This window comes from Gilliamella sp. Gris1-4 (genome assembly GCF_001690335.1).
GTDB classification, from domain to species: Bacteria; Pseudomonadota; Gammaproteobacteria; order Enterobacterales; family Orbaceae; genus Gilliamella; species Gilliamella apicola_P.
This window is the reverse complement of sequence record NZ_LZHA01000058.1, coordinates 60,996-82,277: the sequence shown is the minus strand read 5'-3', so window position 1 is coordinate 82,277 and position 21,282 is coordinate 60,996. Positions and strand designations below refer to the sequence as shown.

The following is a 21,282-nucleotide window of genomic DNA, read 5'->3' as shown; positions in this document are numbered from 1 at the left end:
CTAACCGCCATGTCAATGCCTTGACGGGTGTCACTGCCCATCGTTGACATCCCTTCGTTCATCGCTTTTTTGTAGGCGTCTTCGTAGATTTTTTGTTGCTCTTCTTCTGTTAGTCCCTTGTTTTTACTTTTTTCTTGTTCTTTTTCAACTGCTTCTTTTGCCTTGGATTCGGCTCTTATCCGGTCAATATGATTAAGCATCGTTAACGTTTCACCACCAATTTCACTCACTAATTGCGTTTGGTCGATGATGTCTTGCTCTTTTTGTTTGTTAAAAATGTGTTTGAGTTCGTTATTCGCCTGCTCAGTATCTCGGCTTAGTTCGTTGATATCTTGTTTTTGCTCATCCTTATTGCGGATAATTATCGTCCCTTCTGATACCGCTGAATGTGTCGTCGAATGTTCGCTTTCGTTTTTATTGCGACTGGTTGGCATCGATGGCATGCCACTAGAGCTTACCCCTGCACTGCTGCTACTGACTTGGTATTTCGATATCACTAAAGCTGATTGTGCCTGTGTCAAGGCGGTTTTGGCTCTTGTCTTTCGCTTCTGAGGCTATTATCGCCACGGCTAGCACAAAAACATCAAGAAAAACTCAAATAAAATCAATATCTTTCCTTACTGATTTTTTGTAAGTAAAAAATAGTAACTTAATGTATTTTTTATGTTTTAGATAGAAGGAGATATGACACAATGCGCAATGCAACAAGTAGGCTTTATTTTCTACAATAGTGTATAAAAATAATAATGGCTAAAGTGATGCTAAACTGAAATTAGTAACTAAAAAATTAATTATAGAATTTAGTGACAGTATTAACTGCCACTTTTAATAACGAATACACTAAGTAAGATACTGTTAGAATTGTCGGGTTAAGTTTGAGCTACTAGAGCTTAACCATGATTGATATATATTGCATCAGCTTTTGTTGGTACAATATTTTCCCAATTCATGATGAGTAATATATCAATAGCCATTTTTCTCATTTTTTGCCACTCAGCACTTTCACAAAGTGCGTCATTATTCCAATATTGAATATTAGAGGCTCCACTTATAGATAACATATAATCATCTAATTTTTTTACTGCTAGTTTTTGTTCTGATGTAAGAGAAGATGCTACTAGAGGATCATTAAGTTCATCTAAGGCCATCTCCCACTCAACTGCTAATTCATCAGCTATATTTACAAAATCAGGAAATAAACTCTTTTGTATTTCACAAGGTTGTGCTATTGCCTGAGTTACCCATTTAATCTTATTCATATTCTATCTCTTTGGTTTATTAATAATTATCGCTTTTTCTCCCACACTTGGTTTATAAGTGTTTGGATCAACAACTTTTATTGTACCTTGTGTTGTTGTTGATACTTTATAATAGCTACCTCCATGACGTCCTCCGCCTGGGTGTATCTGTATCTGGCTAATTTCAGGATGACCTTTAACTTCAATAATGACCACCTTTCCCGAACCTCTTGTTGATTGTCTAACATTAACTTGATAACCAGCTGCCTGAAAATCTTTTGCAATATCATCAGCAGATCTTCCCCAAATAGATTGGGGCGATTTTGTAAAATCATTTGCAACATTAATTTTTATAGGTGGTGTTAGAGTGGTTTTCCCCTTTCCAGCTCCTCTAGGAATCGATTTTGAAACAGCTACAGGTATAAATGTAAAACCAGCATCGATTAATTTCATCGCCATTTCAGTACTAAATTCTTCACCATTATTCAATCTTTTGGTTACATCAAATAACGCACTTGCTGATTCTACTGTATCCATCGTATTATAAATAAAACCTACTCCTCCAGGCAAAAAGTTCATTACTGGACGACCGACTTGTCTCTCCCATTCCGTTGCTTGAAGATACTTCTGAATATTATATTGTTCTCGATAATATTCTTCATTTTCATCCATTGCACGAGAGCTAAATAATTTTTCAAATAATGATTTATTTCCGATAGATTCCCAGTAAGCATCATTATATTGCTCTTGCTGCTCTTTTGTTCCTAAATATGGATAATCATAATTATGAGGCCTATATCCCCAGTTACCTGTTAATAAATCGTTAACTGATTGTCTGGCGGCTTCTTCTCCGCTCATTCCTTCCACTTGTTGGTAATAACGTGATAAAGATACAGCTAGTTGTTGAACCTCTGCTTCCGTTAATGAGTTCGGATCTTTATAATATTTTCCAACTAGATAATCTCCTTTTTGATCTAACTCATCAAGCATAAACATTTCTATTTTTTCTTGTTGAGTTAAGAATCCTTTATTTCGTTTATTTCTTAACTCTTCTAAACGATGCTGATCTTTTGGTCCCAAAAAGTTATTCTCAACCGCATTTTTCCCCGCAGCAACCCCTGTATTGACATCTTGGATATCACCGCCGGCAGCAGCTATTGCTAGGCCTGTGGCGAGTTGGGTTAGAGCGCTGATTTGTTGTCTTTCTTCTTGGCTTAGGTTTTTGATGTCTTTATCGGGGTAAAGGATGCCCGCAATCACTTCAGCACCACGTTCACTTGCAGCAGCACCCAAGCCACCCACTAGTGCAGAGTTGCCTTGCAGCTCGGCTACCACCGCACCGAGTATGGCATGGCTGACGGTGTTGGCGAGGGTGTTTCCTTCGGTCTGTTGTTTGATAATAGTCGCAATTTTTGAGGGGCAGTTCAATTTTAATGAATCCTCTAGCGCTTTTTGACGCTCTTGCTGGTGAATTAACTGCTGATCGCTAAGAGTTTGGGTTTGAGCTAGCAATGCAAACAAAATAGATACAGGAAAGATTACTAATACAAAACTTAACAAATATTTTTTCATCAAAACACTCTTTTTAGCTCGATATTTACATAAATATTATTTATTTTATATTTGTTTGTTCTGCGATTGTCGATAGTACTTTATCAAATACCTAATTTGAAAAAGGGTTTATCCCAATTTTAGAAAATGCAACATACAATCAAAATGGAATTTTTATTTTTTCCTTTTGTTTTACTAATTTAAACTTAGTTTTTGTTAGTGTATTTATTCCTGATTAAAGATACCTCTAAAAAAGTTGAGTCTAAGTGGGATTAAATGAGGTTAAAAAGCCTTGATAAACAAGGCTTAAAATAACAAAAAAGACAATATGAGATTACATGATATTAAATACAATTATTCCCATTCAATAGTCGCTGGCGGTTTTCCGCTTATATCATATACGACACGAGAAATACCATTAACTTCGTTGATAATTCGATTTGAAACTCGTCCTAGGAAATCATAAGGTAACTGAGCCCAATGAGCCGTCATAAAGTCGATGGTTTCAACTGCACGCAAGGATACAACCCAATCATATTTACGACCATCCCCCATTACACCTACTGAACGAACAGGTAAGAACACAGTAAAGGCTTGACTTACTTTGTGGTATAGATCAGCTTTATAAAGTTCTTCAATAAAAATGGCATCAGCTTGACGTAACAAGTCGCAATACTCTTTTTTAACCTCACCAAGTACACGCACGCCAAGACCTGGGCCAGGAAATGGATGACGGTAAAGCATGTCATAAGGTAAACCAAGTTCTAAACCAACTTTACGGACTTCATCTTTAAATAATTCGCGCAGTGGTTCAACTAAGCCCATTTTCATATCTTCTGGTAATCCGCCTACATTATGATGTGATTTAATTACATGGGCTTTGCCAGTATCAGCAGCAGCCGATTCAATAACATCTGGATAGATAGTACCTTGAGCTAACCATTTTACATCTTTTAATTTTGCCGCCTCTTCATCAAATACAGCAACAAATTCACGCCCGATAATTTTACGTTTTGCTTCAGGATCTGCTTCACCTTTTAGTGCAGCTAAAAAGCGGTCTTCAGCATTTACAGCGATGATATTTAAGCCAAATTTATTACCAAACATATCCATAACTTGTTGTGCTTCGTTCAAGCGTAACAAACCATGATCAACAAATACACAAGTTAATTGATCTCCTATAGCTTGGTGTAATAACAATGCTGTAACAGAAGAATCAACCCCTCCTGATAAGCCAAGTAATACTTTGTCATTGCCAACCTGTTCTTTAATTCGAGCAATAGCATCGGTAATAATTGAAGATGGTGTCCAAAGTTTTTCGCAGTGACAAATATCAATCACAAAACGTTGCAATAACTCGAAACCTTTTACAGTATGAGTTACTTCTGGATGAAATTGAACGCCATAAAATTGTTTTTCGTCATTAGCCATAATAGCAAATGGGCAAGTTTCAGTACGCCCAATCAGTGTGAAACTATCAGGTAATGCTGTTACTTTATCACCGTGGCTCATCCAAACATCAAGTTGATTAACGCCTTGTTCACTTGCGCTATCAAAAATACCATCAGTTAATTTTGACGATCCAACAAGATCCACTTTAGCATAACCAAATTCACGTTGGTTAGAACCAGTGACTTGACCGCCCTTACCAACTTGAATTGCCATAGTCTGCATGCCATAACAAATACCCAAAACAGGTACGCCAGCATTAAAAACATACTCGGGAGCACGAGGACTATTAGCATCGGTAGTACTTTCAGGGCCACCTGATAAAATAATACCCTTAGGATTAAATTGTTTGATTTTCCCTTCTGATACATCCCAAGGCCAAAGTTCACAGTACACACCAATTTCACGAATACGGCGAGCAATTAATTGAGTAACTTGTGAACCAAAATCAAGGATCAATATGCGCTGTTGATGGATGTCTTTTTTCATCAATTTTATTCCTAAAGTATGAAATAATATAAAAAATAAGAGGTGATATTGTATCACCTCTTATTTGTAGTTAGAACGCCTTGCTAAACTTATTTTGCAGCGTTTTGTTCTTGTGCTGATTGAATTGCGGTTAATGCAATAGTGTAAACAATATCATCAACTAATGCACCACGAGACAAATCATTCACTGGTTTACGCATACCTTGTAGCATAGGACCAATCGAAACAAGATCAGCAGAACGTTGTACTGCTTTATATGTGGTATTACCTGTATTAAGATCAGGGAAAATAAATACAGTAGCTTTACCTGCAACTTGTGAATTAGGCGCCTTTGATTTAGCTACATCAGGCATTACCGCTGCATCATATTGTAATGGGCCGTCAATCATTAGATCAGGACGTTTTTCTTGAGCAATGCGAGTTGCTTCTTTCACTTTTTCAACATCAGCACCTTGACCAGAACTACCTGTTGAGTATGAGATCATCGCAACGCGAGGTTCAATACCAAAGGCGATTGCTGTATCAGCCGACTGAATGGCAATTTCGGCTAACTCTTGTGCATTTGGATCTGGGTTAATTGCACAGTCACCATAAATATATACTTGATCAGGCATTAACATAAAGAACACCGATGAAACAAGGGAACTGCCTGGTGCAGTTTTAATTAATTGTAACGGTGGACGAATAGTATTAGCTGTTGTATGCACCGCACCTGATACTAAGCCATCAACTTCATTAGCTTCAAGCATCATAGTGCCCAATACAACATTATCAGCCAATTGCTCACGAGCAATAACTTCAGTCATTCCTTTATTTTTACGTAATTCAACTAGGCGAGGAACATATTTTTCACGGATATTTTCAGGATCAACGATCTCAACACCTTGACCTAAAGTCACACCTTGTGAAGCGGCAACTTTACGCACTTCGTCAGGATTACCAATAAGTACACATTTTGCAATGTTACGTTCAGCACAAATTGCTGCTGCTTTAACTGTTCTTGGTTCGTCACCTTCAGGTAATACCACCACTTTTTTCGCATTACGCGCAAGCTCAGTTAATTGATAACGGAAAGCAGGTGGAGACAAGCGACGTACAGAATTCACCACTTCATTTAATGATTTAATCCATTTAGCATCAATATGATCAGCTACATAATTTTGGGTGTTTTCCATACGCTCTTTGTCATCAACAGGGATTTCTAAATTAAATTGTTGTAGACTGATCGATGTCTGGAAAGTGTTGGTTTTAACCGTAAATACAGGTAAACCAGTATCAAAAGCTGGTTGGCATAATTTTGCGACTTTATCGTCGATTTCATAACCACCAGTTAGGAGTACACCACCAATTGCCACACCATTCATTGCCGCTAAACTAATAGTAACTAGCACATCAGCACGATCAGCAGAAGTCACTAAAAGTGCATTTGGTTGTAGGTGGTTAATAATATTTGGTACGCTGCGAGAGCAGAAGGACACATGTTTAATACGACGATTTTTAATACAACCTTCGTTAATGATTTTTGCATCAAAATGCTTAGCAATATCTATAGCACGACAAGCACTTAGATCGATATTCCATGGAATACAACCAAGAACAGGCAATGGACTGTGTGCATTTAAATCATCGATAGTAATTTTCTTATCGTCAAATTTAGGTGTATGATAAATCTCAGCAACATCAGGACGAGCAAGATTCTGCTCTTCAACTGGCGCATTGACTTTATTAACAATCACCCCAATAATTTTTTCATTTTTAATACCACCAAAATTAGAACGCGCAATTTCAATACGATCTCTAAGTTGTTCTGGCGTATCTTTGCCCATATTAACTACAAAAATAATTTCGGCGCCAAGCGTTTTAGCAATGTTATTATTAAGTTCATTAGCGAAAGGATAATCTGATGTCGGTACAATACCTTCAACTAAAACAACGTCAGCACCTTTCGTGTTTTCAGCATAAAGTGCAACAATTTCTTCCATTAACACATCTTGTTGATTTAAACCTAATAGGTTTTCAACATGGCTCATTTTAAGCGGTTTTAGTGTTGGAATTGATGTATTGTTGCTCACTAGGGTTGTTGTATTATCTGGCGCATCGCCACCAGCTCTTGGTTGCGCGACAGGTTTAAACACATTTAAATTAATACCTTGACGCTCCATAGCTCGAATAACGCCCAGACTCACACCTGTTAACCCTACATTAGTGCCAGTTGGGATGAGCATAATTGTACGAGACATAATTATTACCTCTTAAATCTTTATTGTATAAAAACAAACCGCCATTTAGGCGGTTTTGAATATTTATTAAGCAGTTAGACGCGCAGCATCTTGAGCAATAACAAGTTCTTCATTCGTTGGAATAACCATCGCAATAGTTGAACCATCTTTAGTAATTGTACCACCATTACCAAAACGAGCTGCAAGGTTACGTTCTTGATCTAGTTCAAAACCAAGAATACCTAATTTTTGTAATGTCATACGACGCACTTCTTCTGAGTTTTCACCAATACCACCAGTAAACACGATAGCATCTAAACGACCATCTAAAAGCATAGCATAACCGCCGATATATTTTACTAAGCGATGAACAAAAACATCTAAAGCATTTTTAGCATTTTCGTCTTTATCGTAATTATCGGTTACATAACGGCAGTCGCTGCTCACACCAGTCAAACCTAATAAACCAGATTTTTTGTTTAAAAGGTTATTAATATCAGCAACAGACATTTTTAAGTTATCATGTAAGAAGAACATAATCGCTGGATCAATATCACCACTACGTGTACCCATTACTAAACCTTCAAGCGGAGTTAAACCCATTGAAGTTTCAACACATTTACCATTTTTAACAGCAGTAATTGATGCACCGTTACCTAAATGACAAGTGATAACATTAGTTTGGTCAACTGGTTTATTTAATAATTTAGCAGCTTCGCGACTAACATAATAATGGCTTGTGCCATGCGCACCATAACGACGAACACCGTGTTTAGTATAAAGTTCGTTTGGAAGAGCATATAGATAAGCTTCTTTTGGCATTGTTGTATGGAATGCAGTATCAAAAACAGCAACGTTTTTAGTTTTTAGGTGCGGGAACGCTGCAAATGCTTCACGAATACCGATTAAATGTGCAGGATTATGTAACGGTGCAAAAGCAGATGCTTCTTCGATTCCTTTTAATACTGAATCATCGATAACAACTGACTGGGTATATTTTTCACCACCATGAACAATACGATGACCAATCGAGTTAATGCTATCTAATAATTCTGGTTTTTGTGGGAAGATGCTATTAACAATAAAACGAATTGCTTCACTGTGTGCTGCGCCAGCCCCTAAAGACGCTTCGTTCTTAACACCATCAAGCTTCCACTTAATACGAGCATCAGGAAGATGAAAACATTCAGCTAAACCAGATAAAAACTCATCACCATTTTCAGGGTTTATAATGGCAAATTTTAATGATGAACTTCCGCAATTAAGAACAAGAGCGTTATTACTTGATGACATAGTAATTCCTATAAATTGAATAAAAAGACATATACCAATCAAAGTTGGTAACTTTACACATGATTTAAAATCAATGTGACTACGCTAAGGTGACTTCTGATATCTTGCTTTTTGAGATAAAATAGAGAGAGTCCCCAATTTGAATGGGCTCTATTTTAAGACAATAAGAAGTGAATGTCGAGGAATCACAATAATATGAATTTAATAACCACATTTAAAGCAGGTCAAAGGTATATGAAGCTTTGCCCAATGGACAAACAACTAACACATTCATTTCCTGAATTAAAAATTATTAACCACATAAAAACCGCAAATAAATACTTGCCTCCTATCATTATTGGCTTGCTCCTTTGGCAATATTTCATGCCAGCACAAATTGCTGTAACAATAATAACCATACTATTCACCTTAAGCATGCCTTTGCAAGGAATATTTTGGCTAGGAAGACGTGCACTATCGCCCTTACCGCTTAATTTAATTGACTGTTATAACCAATTAAAAATAAAATTAATTGCTAAAAAAATTATTGCCGAAAAAAATAGTATAGAAGACAATAAATTAACATTTGAAGCATTTATGAAAATTATCAACCTAGCAAAATTGCATTTAGGTGATTATTTCGGTCAAGACAATAATAGCTCAACTTATTATAAAGAATAATCACAATGGCAAATTTACTCACTATACTACAAAAGCAAATTGACAAATTAGAACAGCAAATTAATTTAGCAAACGAGCAACAATTTCAAGAACCTTATTTTAACGAGCAGTTATTTCAAACTAATAAAATAGTAACAGATAAAACGTTTTATCTTGAAAAAATCAAACAAACTTATCAAGTGCTAGTTGCTAATATAAAATTAGAAAAAGTTGAACAAATAACTTTTTTATCTGACAAGTTAGTTAACCAAATTGCTGCCCTAACGCGTGAACTAGCAACCCAAAACCTACGCAAAAAAGGGTTCCAGAATATTATTACAGAAACCTTAGTCCAAAAACATATGCGTCACCTAGATTACTTGCGCCGACTACAAGATATGAAATACGAGCTAGACCTATCGTCCGAAATTATCAATCAAAGCAAAATAGCCGCACTTGATAACCGAATTTACCGCTGTGAACAGGCGATTAAAAGAATTGAATATGAAATGGAAAGTGATATTTTTGAATAAATTAATACATAATTACATCTTAAAGTACTTTAGTTTCATCATACGAATAAAAACCGGTTCCAAAATCAGCACTCTTATTAAATACAATAAAAAGAATATCGTGCTAAACATCATAAAGCGATTTCGTGAAAAACACCTTATAAGTTTTTAGAGAATTATTTTAATCATGAAGTATAAACAACTCGGTGTTATCCTACAGTTAGATTATATAATAATATAATGAAAAAGGTTTTTTATAGTAAGATTCGGTTGTTAGTGGATGAAAATATTTTAATGTCATTAGGTTTCTGCATTTTATTTTGGGTGAATAAAAATGACTATTGCTTTAACTTATCAGTAAACAGCAGTTTCCCTTATATCTTAAATGAATATCATTATAATAATAAATTAGTACCATCTTTTTAAGATGAATTTATAATAGCAAATATAATTAAGTAATTAGAAAGATGGGGCTCTCCTATCTAGCTTTGACTAAATAAGGATTCTAATATGAGTAAAATCTTTGATGATAATTCGCAAACTATTGGATATACACCATTAGTCAGATTAAAACATTTTGGTAACGGTAATATTTTAGCCAAAGTTGAATCTCGCAATCCAAGTTTTAGCGTCAAATGCCGCATTGCCTCAAATATGATTTGGGATGCTGAAAAGCGTGGTTTATTAACTACTGATGTTGAATTAATTGAACCAACAAGTGGTAATACTGGGATTGCACTTGCAGCTGTAGCCGCTGCTCGAGGCTATAAACTAACGTTAACCATGCCTGAAAGCATGAGTATTGAACGCAGAAAACTACTAAAAGCCTTAGGTGCTAACTTAGTATTAACTGAAGCTGCTAAAGGTATGAAAGGCGCAATCGAAAAAGCAGAGGAAATGGTGGCAAGGGATCCTAAAAAGAACCTGATGCTACAACAATTTAGTAATCCTGCTAACCCAGAAATTCATGAAAAAACAACCGGTCCTGAAATTTGGCAAGATACCGATGGAAAAATCGATATTTTTATTGCTGGAGTAGGAACTGGTGGCACATTTACTGGTGTAACACGTTATATCAAAAAAACACAAGGTAAAAATATAACTGCAGTTGCCATTGAGCCAACCAACTCACCAGTAATTAGTCAAGCACTAGCTGGTGAACCAATTAAGCCAGGACCTCACAAAATTCAAGGTATTGGAGCTGGTTTTATTCCTGCAAATCTTGATTTAAGTTTAATTGATGTGGTAGAAAAAGTATCAAATGAAGAAGCGATCGAAACAGCCCGCAAATTGATGGAAACAGAAGGCATCTTAGCAGGAATTTCATCTGGTGCCGCCGTTTATGCTGCCGATCGATTAGCAAAATTACCAGAAAATGCTAATAAAACTATTGTAGTCATTTTACCTTCTTCTGGTGAACGCTACTTAAGTACTGACTTATTTAGTGGCATGTTTACTGAAAAAGAGCTCGGTTAAATTCCAAATAGAATTAAACTTGATTAATAAAAAAGCGTGGCTGAGCAAATAGCCACGCTTTTTGTTAACATAAACTAGTATAATTTTAACTGTTCAATTATCCTGAATAATCCCAAAATGGTGATACGCATGAGGTGTAGCAATTCTACCGCGTGGCGTTCTTTGGATATAACCTTGCTGAATTAAAAAAGGTTCAAGTACATCTTCGATCGTTTCACGCTCTTCACCAATTGCCGCGGCAATGTTATCTAAACCAACAGGACCACCCATAAATTTTTCTATAATAGCCAGTAATAATTTGCGATCCATATAATCAAAACCTTCATTATCAACATCAAGCATATCTAGCGCTTGAGTAGCAATTTCTTTGTCGATAACACCTTTTGATTTTACATCGGCATAATCGCGCACACGGCGCAAAAGTCGATTTGCAATTCGGGGGGTACCGCGTGAACGTTGGGCAATTAAATGCGCACCTTCGTCTGACAGATCCATTCCCAAAAATTTAGCGCTACGGCTAACAATATATTCCAAATCCTCAACCCGATAAAACTCAAGTCGTTGTACAATACCAAAACGATCTCGCAATGGTGAAGTTAACGATCCTGCACGGGTTGTTGCACCTATTAATGTAAAGGGGGGAAGATCAATTTTGATTGAACGTGCTGCAGGCCCTTCACCAATCATAATATCTAATTGATAATCTTCCATAGCTGGATATAAAATTTCTTCAACCACAGGTGAAAGCCGATGAATCTCATCAATAAACAGCACATCGTTTGGCTCTAGGTTAGTCAGCATAGCGGCTAAATCGCCGGCTTTTTCTAAAACAGGGCCTGATGTAGTGCGTAAATTTACATTCATTTCGTTTGCGACAATATTAGCCAATGTGGTTTTCCCAAGCCCAGGAGGGCCAAAAATAAGCACATGATCAAGTGCATCACTGCGTTGTTTAGCGGCTTGAATAAATATCTTCATTTGCTCACGAACTTGCGGTTGACCAATGTATTCGTCTAAATATTTTGGACGAACTGCACGATCTAATGACTCTTCTTCCTTTTGCGCTTGTGGTGCAATCAAACGATCCGCTTCAATCATAATAAATCTCTATTTATAATGCTGATTTTAAGGCTTCACGAATCAGCGTTTCGCAATCCATATCAGGATTAATTACTTTATTAACAATACGGCTAGCTTCTTGTGGTTTATAGCCTAATGCAATTAAAGCTGAAACAGCCTCGCTTTCAATTTGATTAGCTGACTTTTGAACACTATCTATATCAGAAACCAAGCTAACATTTGATGATTGCTCACCAAAATGTTTAAGGCGATCTTTCATTTCAACAATTAATCGTTGTGCAGTTTTATTACCTACGCCGGGCAATTTAACTAGTGTTTTAATTTCACCTTGTTCAACAGCACTAATGAATTGTGCTGCTGACATGCCCGATAAAATGGCTAACGCCAACTTAGGACCAACTCCATTAACTTTAATGAGTTCTCGAAACAATTCACGCTCTTGTTCTTGATTAAAACCATACAGGATTTGGGCATCTTCACGCACGGAGAAATGTGTTAACACAATGACTTCTCGTCCATTTTCGGGTAATTCATAAAAACAGGTCATCGGCATAAACACATCGTAACCGATGCCACCGACTTCTATCAAGACTTTAGGAGGTTGCTTTTCAATAATGGTACCACGTAAACGACCAATCACAATATATCCTTAATAATAAAGCATAACAAATAAGCAAATAATAAGGTGTAGTTTACCCGATAGCAAAAAAATAATAAAGAAAAACTGTATAAATAGACAGGCAATAAAAAAACAATATTGCCGACTTGATACTCAAAGTCGGCAATATAAAAAGTTTAACTAACTAAATTAGTGCGTTAACTTAAAACGGCATTTTAAAACCTGGTGGTAATTGCATACCACCAGTAACCTGAGCCATTCTTTCTTTTTGTGCTTCATCTAAACGGCGAGCCGCATCATTATAAGCCGCAGCAATAAGATCTTCTAACATCTCTTTATCATCATCAGCCATAAGCGATGGATCAATTTCAACGCGCTTACAGCTGTGAGTACCATTAATAGTGACTTTAACTAAGCCAGCACCTGATTCGCCAGTAACTTCTAATTTAGCGATCTCCTCTTGTGCTTGTTGCATTTTAGCTTGCATTTGTTGGGCTTGTTTCATTAAATTGCCCAAACCACCTTTTCCACCTGAAAACATAATAATTCCTCATTAAAAAATATAGTCCGCATTATACAGGACGAATACTGGCTTCATCAATCTTAGCATCAAAATATCGACAAATTGTAGCCACTTTTGAATCTTCGGTAATGGCTATCTTCGCCTGCGCAAGTTTTTCTTGGTATAACTCTTCGCGCATTTCAACTGGTGTTTTATAATTCACATCATCAATAATAATATCTACATCAAGCTCTTGGTTACGATGTTTGCATAGCGCTTTTTTTACCTTGATCACATTCGATACCGAATTAATTAAATGCTTAACGGTTGAACGCAAATGCAACACAATCGTTCCACTATCTACTTGTTCAAAAGCTGAATTAACTACGATTTGCTTAATTAACGGCGGTAAATCTAATTGCTCAATCTCGGCACACCAGGCATCTTTTTGCGCCATTTCGGTAATTAATTTCTTAGTCATTTCAGGAGTTTTATCACCATTTAGTGACTCACGAAAAGCCTTAGTATCGACCAACAATTCTTCCTTCATTGCAATTAGACCACTGGCTTGCCATCGATAATTTTCAGCGGTAATTTCTTCTTTGCTATTGCCGTTATCGTTGTTATCGATATTGTTTACTGACACAACGCTCTGTTTAATTCGTGTTAATGATTTGTTTATTATTAAATTTTGTGGTTGATTTGCATCAACCGATTCAGACTTTTTTGGATTTTGTTCCTCTTTCATCAACTGCATACGCATTTCTAAAACACTTTTAGTCACTGACGACACATCATCAGGAATCGTTAGATCCGCCGTTACTGGTTTAGCTTTAGATGTTGAAGCTGTTTTTGAAGACAAAACAGTTAAATCGTTTAAGTCGTGGTGCTGACTTTGCTCATTTGTTAATGGCGAACTTACCACTGGTTGTGGTGTATTCTGTTCGGTATGATTAACTGGCTGGCTCACTGTTGCAAGTATAGGATCAGATTGCTGAATTCGAGATTGTTTTTTAGTTTGATTTACAGCCTGATTATTAGCTTCTGCTTGCCTTGATACATTCGCATGCATTACTGCTTGTGATTGCGATTGGGTATTAGGCGGCTCTTTAGTTTGCTTTTGAGTTTGAGTCTGCTTATTGCCTTGAACAGATGCCGAACTAGCCATAACTGGTGGTGTAACAGCATCAACCACCTTTGGCATAAAGGCTAAAGCGCGTAAAAAACTCATCTCGACACCAATTTTTTTATCAGGCGAAAAAGAAAGCTCTTTACGACCCATTAGCAAAATTTGATAAAACAACTGCACATCGTTAGGCGCCATATATTGCGCTAAAAAACGTATGCGCTCTTCATTATCAGTATAATCACCCAAAGCAGTTGGCACTACTTGTAATAACGCAATTTGATGCAATAAGGTAATGGTTTCAGCTAACAGATTATCCCACTCAGCGCCCTGTATAGCAGCTATTTCAACTTGTTGCATTAAGGCATTACCATCACTATTGTGTAATGCTTCAACAATTGCAAAAGGAACCGACTTATCAAGTGTACCAAGCATAACCGACACTGATTCTGCATCGACCTTACCATTACCAAAAGCAATCGCTTGATCGGTTAAGCTCAGCGCATCACGCATACTACCATTAGCGGCTTTAGCTAATAACCCAATGGCTTTCGGATCGCTGCTGATTTGCTCTAATTTCAAAATATGTTCAAGTTGCTGACCAATTAATGTTGTATCTAATACATTTAAATGCAAATGCAAACAACGTGATAAAATCGTTATAGGTAATTTTTGCGGATCTGTAGTTGCCAATAAAAACTTAACATGCTCAGGTGGCTCCTCTAGAGTTTTAAGAAGTGCATTAAAGCTACTGCGCGATAACATATGCACTTCATCAATCAAATAAACCTTAAAGCGCCCTTTAGTTGGTAAATATTGGATGTTATCAAGTATTTCACGAGTGTCTTCGACCTTGGTACGAGATGCAGCATCAATTTCAAGTAAATCAACAAAACGACCTTGTTCAATATCACGACAATTATCACAAACTCCACATGGTGTAGCTGTAATGCCAGTTTCACAATTCAGTCCTTTTGCTAACAAACGCGCAATTGACGTTTTACCTACGCCTCGAGTGCCTGAAAACAAATAAGCATGATGAACTCGCCCTAGCGAAAGTGCATTAGACAAAATTTTAAGGACATGTTGCTGCCCCACAACCTCAGAAAATGATTTTGGTCGCCATTTGCGTGCCAGAACTTGATAACTCATAATCACCATAACTCATTGCCATTGAATTTGGCTCTAATTATATCATAAACTGGCAAAATAGTCTTGATACAGTCAATAATCGATGCAATATTAATCAACAAAATTTAGCTTGAGAAAACCTAAATTTGCTATTAAAAAATAGAAGTGTAATAGTGCTAACCAAAACATACCTAACAAATTATAAAAGGGAATATATAAGAAAGCACAACTAAAAAGAGCATTTTTCTAAACAGCCTATACGGCGTTAATCCTCATCGATATCTTTTAAATACTGTTCAAATGTTTCTAAACAGCCTATACGGCGTTAATCTAGAAGCAGATATACTATAAACATAGTTTTGCAAAAGCAAAACAGGTTTTCTACTTTAAAATACCCTTTTCTACAAGATGATTTTAATTTATTGTTTTTCATTAATTTTTACCTGTCAATAAAAAAACGGTTGGCGTGAATTTTGAGTTTTTGGATAATGCGCAGATTTCACCATTAAAAAACATTCCAGTATATTATTGATTTTATTTAATTTTTATATTAGCTTTTAGAAAAAACAATCAGTAAAGAAATAAAAAAACTTCCCTAATATTATTCGCAATTAATTGAAATCGTTTTAAGATTAAATCCTGCCTCTTTATACAACCTGTATCGTTCCCTTGCTAATGACTTTAACTGCTCATCAACTGGCACAAAATCGATAATATCACGATAAACACCTGCAAATTCAGGAAATTGTTCTTGTAAATTAATAAGTAGCTGACGTGTGCCGCTACTGCGTTTTTGTGGCCAGCTAATTTCAACAGGTGATCCCCCTTTCATGCCTTCACCGGCCAAATTATGCGGAACAAAATTGTCGGTTTCGAGTTGCCATAGGTACTCGTCTATTCGTTCTGCTTGAGCCTGATCTTGACAAGCAACTTGCACACGCTGATTGGCATGCCATGCTTCAATTATTTTTTGGCATGCTAGTTTTTCATAAAAAAGCACGCCAGACTCGTTAGCTTCTGTTTGGTTTTCAAGTAAATAGAAGATCACTTTTTTCATAAAATCTTAGCTCGATTTATTGATCTAGCAGATATTGAATCAACATGGCAACTGGACGACCCGTTGCACCTTTTTTCCCACCAGATTTCCACGCTGTGCCAGCAATATCTAGATGTGCCCATTGATATTTTTCGGTAAAACGTGATAAGAAGCATGCCGCAGTAATGGTGCCGCCATCTCGACCACCAGCATTAACAATATCAGCACAAGTTGATTTGATTTGTTCTTGGAATTCACTATCAATCGGTAGCTCCCATGCTTTGTCGCCTGCTTTGTTAGATGATGAGATCAATTGTGCAATTAATTTGTCGTTATTACCCATTACTCCAGTATAGTGATGTCCCAATGCAACGATACAAGCGCCGGTTAAAGTGGCAATATCAATAACAGTTTTTGGATTGTAACGTTCTACATATGTTAAAGCATCACATAAGACTAAGCGACCTTCAGCATCAGTATTAATCACTTCAACTGTAGTACCTGACATGGTTGTCAATATGTCGCCAGGGCGATAGCTGTTGCCGTCAGGCATGTTTTCACAACCCGCCATGACTCCAACAACGTTAATAGGTAATTTTAACTCTGCCACAGCCTGCATAACACCATAAACGGTTGCCGCACCGCACATATCGTATTTCATTTCGTCCATGCCTGCAGATGGTTTGATTGATATTCCTCCTGAATCAAAGGTTAGTCCCTTGCCGACTAAAACATACGGCTGGGCTTTTTTATCTTTAGCACCTTTGTATTCAATAATGGTCATGATTGATTCGTTTTGCGAGCCCCGCCCTACTGCTAAGTAGGCGTTCATGTTTAATTTTGCCAATTCGCTTTCGCCAAGGCAGGTTACTTTTAATGATGAATGCTGTTTGCCTAGTTGTTTACCTTGTTCGGCTAAGTATTTTGCGTTACAAATATTTGACGGCATATTGGCAATTGTTTTTGTTGCGGTAATAGCATTAGCAATAATTTGCCCTTGTGACAAGTTATCAGTTAATGCTGATAACGCTTTTTCATCATGAATTAATAATGTCACTTTAGTTAGAGTTGGTACAGGATCTTTAGTCGTTTTAAACTCATCAAACCGATAAGTTATATTGCTAATAATTTGCGGCAATTGTTTGGCTATTTCAAAGCTACTTACTTCATTGAACGCTAATAGATCCCATGCGACATTTTTAATTTTTTTGGCTAGTAGTTCTTTTATTACCGCTTTAATAACGGTTTTAGCTTGAACTGAGTCAAATGTTTTTTCTTTGCCACAACCAACAAATAAAAGTTTTTGTTTTAAATTGTTGTTTGGATATAGCAAGGTAGTTTTACCTAGTTCGCAACTTATATCACCTGATTTGATAAGTTGACTAACTAAACCATTGGTTGATTTATCGATATCTTTGACAAAATCAGACTGGCTTTTTCCTGAATCAATTGAAACAACTAAACACTCTGTTTTTTGCTTAGTTATAATAGTGCTGTTTTTTATTTGAAATTCCATGGTGCTTCTCGTTTGTGAATTGGTACAGATAATTTATATTCTATCGGTTCATTGTTGGATAGCAACAAAAAGATAACTAAAACGAAACAAATCAGATTATAATAGTCCGGTTTTGTGCCAACAGATAAAGGTAAGATGTGATAATTCGTCGATATTTAGTGAAAGAAACATTGAAAACCCAAGGGGCAATTTTATTTATTTTGTTGCTAATTTTCTTTTCTCAAAAATTAATTAGAATTTTGTCGAGCGCAATTGATGGTTCAATTCCTCATGAATTAATTATGCCGTTACTAGTTTTAGGCGTATCAAATATGGCCGATATTATTTTGCCGCTGAGCCTTTTTCTTGGTGTACTTGTTACTTTCGGGCGACTTTATTCTGATAGTGAAATGGTAGCAATGCATGCATGTGGTGTTAAGAAAAACTTAACTTATCAAGTAGTATTTTTTCTTTGCATTTTAACTAGCATATTAACCGTAATGAATTCACTTTGGTTTGGTCCTTGGTCTAACGTTAAGCAAGATCAGTTGGTTGCTAATGCTAAGATCAATCCTAGTTTAGCTGGATTATTAGCAGGGCAATTCCAACAAACTCCAGATGGTAATTCAGTTATTTACATTGGTAATGTAGATAATAACAATTTAGACAATGTATTTATTGCTCAAATCAATCCAAAAGCGAATCAACGACCTTCGATTATTATTGCCAATAAAGGGAAGACAGGGCACGATAACGAAGGTAACCAAATTATTACACTTGAAAATGCTAATCGTTATGAAGGCACAGCACAATTAAAAGATTTTAGAATTTCAAACTTTCATAATTATTTAGGAATCATTAAACCCAAAGAGTTAAACACTAACGAGGATGCCGATAAAGTCGATGTTCAGCAGCTGGGAATATTAGAACTTCTTAACACCAATACACCTAAAGCTATTGCAGAATTTTATTGGCGGATAACGCTAATTATTTCAGTGCCATTAATGGCCTTTTTAGTTATTCCACTGAGCGTATCAAACCCACGACAAGGACGCCTTGCACAAGTTTTACCTGCTTTACTGCTCTATTTAGTTTACTTTTTATCAGCCAGTTCAATTAAGGCTAATGCAGGTAAAGGTCGGTTAGATCCCGAATTGTGGTTTTATATATTGAATTTAGGATATTTTGTGTTAGCGATAATATTGAATTGTTGGGATAACCTATTTATGCGTAAACTTCGCTTAAAATATTCTGCATCTTAAGGAGCAAAGCGTGTTTTCGATTTTAGATCGTTATATCGGTAAAACTATTTTAAGCACCATTGGTGTTAGTCTTTTTTTACTTATCAGTTTGTCGGGTATCATCCGTTTTATTGATCAGCTTCGAAAAATTAAAGTTGATTATGATGCGTTTTCTGTCGGTATTTATACGCTTTTAATGGCTCCAAAAGATTTAGAAGTATTCTTCCCGATGGCTGCGTTATTGGGTGCATTGATTGGTTTAGGATTGTTAGCATCCCGCAGTGAATTAATTGTAATGGAAACATCTGGCTTTAGTCGTTTCAAAATTGCATTTGCGGTGATGAAAACAGCATTACCACTAGTACTAATTACAATGGCGGTTGGTGAATGGGGTGCTCCAGTTAGCGAACAAACTGCACGCAATATGCGTTCTGAAAAGCTTTATGGTAATTCGTTAATGGCTGAACAAGGCAGTCTTTGGGCTAAAGATGGTAATGATTATGTTTTTATTGGCCATGTAAATAACGATAATTCGATTTCGAATGTTTATATTTATTCAGTTGACCAAAATAAGCTTCAATCTATTACCTATGCTGCTTATGGAGTGTATGAAAATGATACTTGGACATTATCGCAAGTTGAAAAAAATGATCTAACAGTGCCCAATAAAGTAGTTGGTGTAAATACGATATCCATGCCTTGGAAAACAAGCATTACTCCTGATAAATTAAATATTGTCGCATTTGATCCTGACTCGTTGTCGGCTTCAGGGCTTTATGAGTATTCACAATATCTAAAAAACTCTGGGCAAGATACTAAGTATTATGATTTGCTGTTTTGGAAAAAGATCATTAAACCAATTTCAGTTGCTGTGATGATGTTGTTAGCTTTATCGTTTATTTTTGGTCCATTACGTAGCGTATCAATGGGGATTCGTGTGGTGATAGGCATCAGCTTTGGCTTCTTATTTTATATTGCCGATAATTTGTTTGCCCAAGTAAGTATTGTTATTGGTATTTACCCTGTTATTGGTTCGCTTATAACCAGTTTCGTATTTTTATTGATTAGTTATATTTTATTTAAAAGGAAAAACTAGGTCTTTTAAAATTTTATCCTATCATCTGATTTAGATGATAGGACTTTTATATTTGTGCGATTATGCTGTCTGTGATTGTTTATCAAACAGGTTTAAATATTGCCCATAACCTGCATCTTCTAGTTCCTCTTTAGGTATAAATCGTAAGGAAGCCGAGTTAATACAATAACGTAATCCTCCTAACTCTTTTGGACCATCATTAAAGACATGTCCAAGATGAGAATCAGCTTCCACAGATCGCACTTCAATACGTCGCATACCAAAACTGGTATCCTTTTTTTCAACAATATTGCCCTTTTCTATCGGTTTAGCAAAACTAGGCCAGCCACATCCTGAATCGAATTTATCTAACGAAGTAAATAACGGCTCGCCAGATACAATATCAACATATATCCCTTCCTCATGATTAGAGTTAAATTCGTTTTCGAACGGTGGTTCAGTCCCATTTTTTTGAGTTACGTGATATTGCATAGGTGTTAATATGGACAGTGCTTTTTCCTTCATTGTTTTATTCATAAGTCACCTTTATGTTATTTATTTTAAATAATAGAATTAATTACGATTTAACATTGATTGCAATACTTTATCTTTAATCCAAAAATAATGATATAAGGCGCCAGCTATATGTAAAATAAGTAAAATTGCTAATAAATATGAGCTGAACTTATGCATAATATGAAAAAAATCATAAAACATGTTAGGCATATCAATAGCCGGAATAGAAATGATGCCAAAAAAATTCAGCGACCGACTACTCATTAAGTACCCAGACAGAGGCACAATAATTAAAAAAATGTAAATAAACCCTTGTATGGACTTCGATAAAATACGTTGTAGTTTTTGATTTTTGGGCAAGACATTAGGCACACCTTCAGCTTTAATAATTGTAAAACGCCACAAGGTTATTACAAATATCAACACGCCAAAAGATTTATGCAATAAATAAATAGTAAACATACCACCCAAATAATGTGACAACGTCACCTTAAATAACACTAATAAAAACGTTAATACAATCAGTATCAATGTTAACCAATGGTTCCATTTTTGTTTACTACTATATTGCGGATAGTTTTGCATAATTCAATTG

General features: G+C 36.1%; 18 protein-coding genes and 1 pseudogene. 5 read left to right on the top strand and 14 right to left on the bottom strand.

The features are described 5' to 3' along the window. From A9G31_RS07905 to A9G31_RS07880, 6 genes and pseudogenes are all read right to left on the bottom strand, one after another. A pseudogene (locus A9G31_RS07905) lies at window positions 1–521 on the bottom strand (hypothetical protein); the annotation flags it as partial. Window positions 522–890: 369 nt separating this feature from the next. After that, window positions 891–1,259 carry a hypothetical protein gene (locus A9G31_RS07900; RefSeq protein WP_065561184.1) on the bottom strand — a complete coding sequence of 123 codons (369 nt, stop codon included), beginning with the start codon at window positions 1,257–1,259 and terminating at the stop codon, window positions 891–893. Between the two features lie 3 nt (window positions 1,260–1,262). Then, window positions 1,263–2,798: a VENN motif pre-toxin domain-containing protein gene (locus tag A9G31_RS07895; RefSeq protein WP_176700377.1), complete on the bottom strand. Its 1,536-nt coding sequence runs from the start codon at window positions 2,796–2,798 to the stop codon at window positions 1,263–1,265. 345 nt (window positions 2,799–3,143) lie between these two features. Beyond that, window positions 3,144–4,727, bottom strand: coding sequence for a glutamine-hydrolyzing GMP synthase (gene guaA, locus A9G31_RS07890; RefSeq protein ID WP_065561182.1), 1,584 nt, complete (start codon window positions 4,725–4,727; stop codon window positions 3,144–3,146). Window positions 4,728–4,816: 89 nt separating this feature from the next. Further along, on the bottom strand, window positions 4,817–6,967 hold the full coding sequence (gene pta, locus A9G31_RS07885; RefSeq protein ID WP_065561181.1) for a phosphate acetyltransferase: 2,151 nt from the start codon (window positions 6,965–6,967) through the stop codon (window positions 4,817–4,819). Between the two features lie 66 nt (window positions 6,968–7,033). Continuing rightward, window positions 7,034–8,239: an acetate kinase gene (locus tag A9G31_RS07880; protein WP_065561180.1), complete on the bottom strand. Its 1,206-nt coding sequence runs from the start codon at window positions 8,237–8,239 to the stop codon at window positions 7,034–7,036. A gap of 195 nt (window positions 8,240–8,434) precedes the next feature. On the opposite strand from A9G31_RS07880, the gene yfbV reads away from it, so the two are divergent. The 3 genes from yfbV (at window position 8,435) to cysK (ending at window position 10,866) form a co-directional block, all read left to right on the top strand. After that, on the top strand, window positions 8,435–8,899 hold the full coding sequence (gene yfbV, locus A9G31_RS07875; RefSeq protein WP_065561179.1) for a terminus macrodomain insulation protein YfbV: 465 nt from the start codon (window positions 8,435–8,437) through the stop codon (window positions 8,897–8,899). Between the two features lie 5 nt (window positions 8,900–8,904). Continuing rightward, entirely contained in the window at window positions 8,905–9,411 is a 507-nt protein-coding gene (priC, locus tag A9G31_RS07870) for a primosomal replication protein PriC (RefSeq protein WP_065561178.1), read from the top strand. A gap of 489 nt (window positions 9,412–9,900) precedes the next feature. Further along, window positions 9,901–10,866: a cysteine synthase A gene (cysK, locus tag A9G31_RS07865; RefSeq protein ID WP_065561177.1), complete on the top strand. Its 966-nt coding sequence runs from the start codon at window positions 9,901–9,903 to the stop codon at window positions 10,864–10,866. A gap of 93 nt (window positions 10,867–10,959) precedes the next feature. Here the strand turns inward: cysK and ruvB are convergent, their stop codons facing one another. The 6 genes from ruvB to A9G31_RS07835 all read right to left on the bottom strand — a co-directional run bounded on the left by ruvB (window position 10,960) and on the right by A9G31_RS07835 (window position 17,876). Further along, complete coding sequence (ruvB, locus tag A9G31_RS07860) at window positions 10,960–11,964, bottom strand: Holliday junction branch migration DNA helicase RuvB (RefSeq protein ID WP_065561176.1); 1,005 nt, start codon at window positions 11,962–11,964, stop codon at window positions 10,960–10,962. 13 nt (window positions 11,965–11,977) lie between these two features. Beyond that, window positions 11,978–12,586, bottom strand: coding sequence for a Holliday junction branch migration protein RuvA (ruvA, locus tag A9G31_RS07855; RefSeq protein WP_065561175.1), 609 nt, complete (start codon window positions 12,584–12,586; stop codon window positions 11,978–11,980). Window positions 12,587–12,767: 181 nt separating this feature from the next. After that, a complete protein-coding gene (locus A9G31_RS07850) occupies window positions 12,768–13,106 on the bottom strand; it encodes a YbaB/EbfC family nucleoid-associated protein (protein WP_065561174.1) in 339 nt (112 codons plus the stop codon). A 31-nt stretch (window positions 13,107–13,137) separates the two neighbouring features. After that, on the bottom strand, window positions 13,138–15,345 hold the full coding sequence (gene dnaX / locus A9G31_RS07845; protein ID WP_065561190.1) for a DNA polymerase III subunit gamma/tau: 2,208 nt from the start codon (window positions 15,343–15,345) through the stop codon (window positions 13,138–13,140). A gap of 580 nt (window positions 15,346–15,925) precedes the next feature. Then, window positions 15,926–16,381, bottom strand: coding sequence for a DNA polymerase III subunit chi (locus tag A9G31_RS07840; protein ID WP_065561173.1), 456 nt, complete (start codon window positions 16,379–16,381; stop codon window positions 15,926–15,928). 16 nt (window positions 16,382–16,397) lie between these two features. Then, complete coding sequence (locus tag A9G31_RS07835; protein WP_065561172.1) at window positions 16,398–17,876, bottom strand: leucyl aminopeptidase; 1,479 nt, start codon at window positions 17,874–17,876, stop codon at window positions 16,398–16,400. Window positions 17,877–18,013: 137 nt separating this feature from the next. Here A9G31_RS07835 and lptF point away from each other — a divergent pair, with 137 nt between their 5' ends. Beyond that, complete coding sequence (gene lptF / locus A9G31_RS07830) at window positions 18,014–19,117, top strand: LPS export ABC transporter permease LptF (protein WP_065561171.1); 1,104 nt, start codon at window positions 18,014–18,016, stop codon at window positions 19,115–19,117. A gap of 10 nt (window positions 19,118–19,127) precedes the next feature. Beyond that, window positions 19,128–20,192, top strand: coding sequence for an LPS export ABC transporter permease LptG (gene lptG, locus A9G31_RS07825; RefSeq protein WP_065561170.1), 1,065 nt, complete (start codon window positions 19,128–19,130; stop codon window positions 20,190–20,192). Window positions 20,193–20,252: 60 nt separating this feature from the next. On the opposite strand, the gene msrB is transcribed toward lptG, so the two are convergent. Together msrB and A9G31_RS07815 are read right to left on the bottom strand one after the other, a co-directional pair. Beyond that, window positions 20,253–20,696 carry a peptide-methionine (R)-S-oxide reductase MsrB gene (msrB, locus tag A9G31_RS07820; RefSeq protein ID WP_174798341.1) on the bottom strand — a complete coding sequence of 148 codons (444 nt, stop codon included), beginning with the start codon at window positions 20,694–20,696 and terminating at the stop codon, window positions 20,253–20,255. 48 nt (window positions 20,697–20,744) lie between these two features. Beyond that, window positions 20,745–21,272, bottom strand: coding sequence for a cytochrome b (locus tag A9G31_RS07815; protein WP_065561168.1), 528 nt, complete (start codon window positions 21,270–21,272; stop codon window positions 20,745–20,747). Between the last annotated feature and the right edge of the window lie 10 nt (window positions 21,273–21,282).

Bases quoted from the DNA above. Each gene is read 5' to 3' on its own strand.
- A9G31_RS07835 (WP_065561172.1), bottom strand. From the start codon at position 17,876: ATGGAATTTCAAATAAAAAACAGCACTATTATAACTAAGCAAAAAACA.
- priC (WP_065561178.1), top strand. From the start codon at position 8,905: ATGGCAAATTTACTCACTATACTACAAAAGCAAATTGACAAATTAGAA.
- cysK (WP_065561177.1), top strand. From the start codon at position 9,901: ATGAGTAAAATCTTTGATGATAATTCGCAAACTATTGGATATACACCA.
- A9G31_RS07880 (WP_065561180.1), bottom strand. From the start codon at position 8,239: ATGTCATCAAGTAATAACGCTCTTGTTCTTAATTGCGGAAGTTCATCA.
- msrB (WP_174798341.1), bottom strand. From the start codon at position 20,696: ATGAAGGAAAAAGCACTGTCCATATTAACACCTATGCAATATCACGTA.
- A9G31_RS07850 (WP_065561174.1), bottom strand. From the start codon at position 13,106: ATGTTTTCAGGTGGAAAAGGTGGTTTGGGCAATTTAATGAAACAAGCC.
- dnaX (WP_065561190.1), bottom strand. From the start codon at position 15,345: ATGAGTTATCAAGTTCTGGCACGCAAATGGCGACCAAAATCATTTTCT.
- ruvB (WP_065561176.1), bottom strand. From the start codon at position 11,964: ATGATTGAAGCGGATCGTTTGATTGCACCACAAGCGCAAAAGGAAGAA.
- A9G31_RS07815 (WP_065561168.1), bottom strand. From the start codon at position 21,272: ATGCAAAACTATCCGCAATATAGTAGTAAACAAAAATGGAACCATTGG.
- yfbV (WP_065561179.1), top strand. From the start codon at position 8,435: ATGAATTTAATAACCACATTTAAAGCAGGTCAAAGGTATATGAAGCTT.
- A9G31_RS07840 (WP_065561173.1), bottom strand. From the start codon at position 16,381: ATGAAAAAAGTGATCTTCTATTTACTTGAAAACCAAACAGAAGCTAAC.
- A9G31_RS07900 (WP_065561184.1), bottom strand. From the start codon at position 1,259: ATGAATAAGATTAAATGGGTAACTCAGGCAATAGCACAACCTTGTGAA.
- pta (WP_065561181.1), bottom strand. From the start codon at position 6,967: ATGTCTCGTACAATTATGCTCATCCCAACTGGCACTAATGTAGGGTTA.
- guaA (WP_065561182.1), bottom strand. From the start codon at position 4,727: ATGAAAAAAGACATCCATCAACAGCGCATATTGATCCTTGATTTTGGT.